This window comes from Caballeronia sp. GAFFF2, from assembly GCF_023631485.1.
GTDB lineage: Bacteria > Pseudomonadota > Gammaproteobacteria > Burkholderiales > Burkholderiaceae > Caballeronia.
In genome coordinates this window covers 1-1,830 of the sequence record NZ_JALQDA010000078.1, presented here as the reverse complement: position 1 = coordinate 1,830, position 1,830 = coordinate 1, and the positions used below count along the sequence as shown (strand labels likewise).

At 56.1% G+C, this 1,830-nt stretch carries 2 pseudogenes and 1 riboswitch; both pseudogenes read left to right on the top strand.

What is annotated here, in order from left to right:
• Positions 1–69: 69 nt before the first annotated feature.
• Positions 70–606 (top strand): annotated as a pseudogene (locus NCT04_RS34585) (OB-fold nucleic acid binding domain-containing protein); the annotation flags it as partial.
• A 121-nt stretch (positions 607–727) separates the two neighbouring features.
• A riboswitch (ZMP/ZTP riboswitch) is annotated at positions 728–811 on the top strand.
• A gap of 21 nt (positions 812–832) precedes the next feature.
• A pseudogene (locus NCT04_RS34155) lies at positions 833–1,467 on the top strand (LysE family translocator).
• The last annotated feature ends 363 nt before the right edge of the window (positions 1,468–1,830 follow it).

Genomic DNA, 1,830 nt, shown 5'->3' with positions numbered 1-1,830 from the left:
GTTTTGCTTTGTCGAGGTTTTCCATGACTCTATTCTCTCAGGAGTAAAGGTCTCCGGAAAACCCGGTGCGCTTCAATCGCGGGCAACCGACGCGAAGCGCTCTGGCAGTCGGCCGCTGCCGTGCCTGACCGAGGTCTCTTAGCCGATAGTCGGATCGACGATGAAACACCCGAGCTCGGCGCGCCTTCCGAGGCGCAAGATATCGTCAGCGACTACAACTCGACGGGGCTGACGCTTGGCCGACATCCGTTGTCGCTTTTGCGTCCCGCGCTATTGGAGCAGCGCCTCATGCCGGCCTCGACTCTACGAACCTTTCGAAACGGACGTTTGGCTCGCGGTTGCGGGCTGGTGACCGTACGGCAGCGACCAGGGACGGCGAAAGGCGTGATGTTCGTCACGCTTGAAGACGAAACGGGAAATGTGAACGTCATCATCTGGCCATCGCTACTTGAGAAGCAACGCAGAGAAGCGCTGGGCGCCGCACTGTTGGCTGTGTACGGCACCTGGCAATGTCAGGGAGAAGTACGACACTTGGTTGCTCAACGGCTTGTGGATATGTCGCACCTTTTGGGCGGTCTTACGGCCGTCAGCCGAAACTTCTGTTGAGGTCCTCTGCAAGTCGAACGGCGCGTGACGACCCTGATCCGCCATTGAGATTGCCCAATAACGGACGTTCATGAACGGCTATCACCCCCTTCTCCTGTGCATTTTGCCTGTGCAATAATCTTCGCACTCATGTGACTGGCGCATACAGATAGAGCCCTATCGGGGAGCATGAGGTTGTTAGCCGCCGCGCGCCTGGGCATTACCGACCATTTCTGGAGAAAGGGTTATGCCTGATTTCGCAAATCTGCTGATGTATGGCCTTGTGGCGTTGGGAATGGTTTTAACACCGGGACCCAACATGATCTATCTGATTTCCCGCTCAATTTGCCAAGGTAGACGTGCAGGCCTCATTTCGTTAAGCGGCGTTGCTCTAGGCTTTGTGTTCTACATGCTCTGCGCAGCATTCGGGATTACGGCTTTCGTATTTGCGATACCGTACGCATACGACACGCTTCGTTTCGGCGGGGCTTTGTACCTTCTATATCTTGCGTGGCAAGCGGTCAAGCCCGGTGGGCGTTCCGCGTTCGCAGTGCGCGACCTACCGGTCGATACCCCGAGAAAGCTGTTCAGCATGGGGTTCATCACTAACTTGGCGAATCCCAAAATCGCCGTTATGTATCTATCTCTGCTTCCCCAGTTTATTACGCCGGGGCATGGCAGTGTGCTTACCCAATCACTGGCGCTCGGCACCGTTCAGATTTCAATCAGCCTGGCCGTGAATGCTCTTATCGCCGTGACGGCCGGGTCGATATCTACCTTCCTGTCCGGAGACGCCCACTGTGGCTATTGTTACAACGTTGGCTGATGGGAACCGTTCTGACAGGTCTAGCGGTACGCATGGCGTATGAATCCAGAAAATAGCAATGCCTTACCCGTTCGGTGATTGTTGGCGATCTATGAGGTAATGCTGACGGCTGATACTGGCCGCACTGAGGCATTTCGCCTTCGCTTCCTATCGCAAGCACGCCCTCTGACCCTCCGAGAGGTGCGCGTTCTTCTGTCGGCCACAATCGCTGCCCCACCGAACCGCCCGTCCGTGCCGCGGCCAGGTTCAGACTTGAACGAACAAATTTCAGAGTTAAGTAAATCTCGTGTGGGGATTCACATAACTCTGAACTCCCGCATCAGCGAGCGCCGTGCTTTCCGCCTGGATTTGCCCCCGTAGTTCCGGACACCATCTCACACCAAGGTTGATGAATCGGCTTTACGTCGGAACTCGCGCGG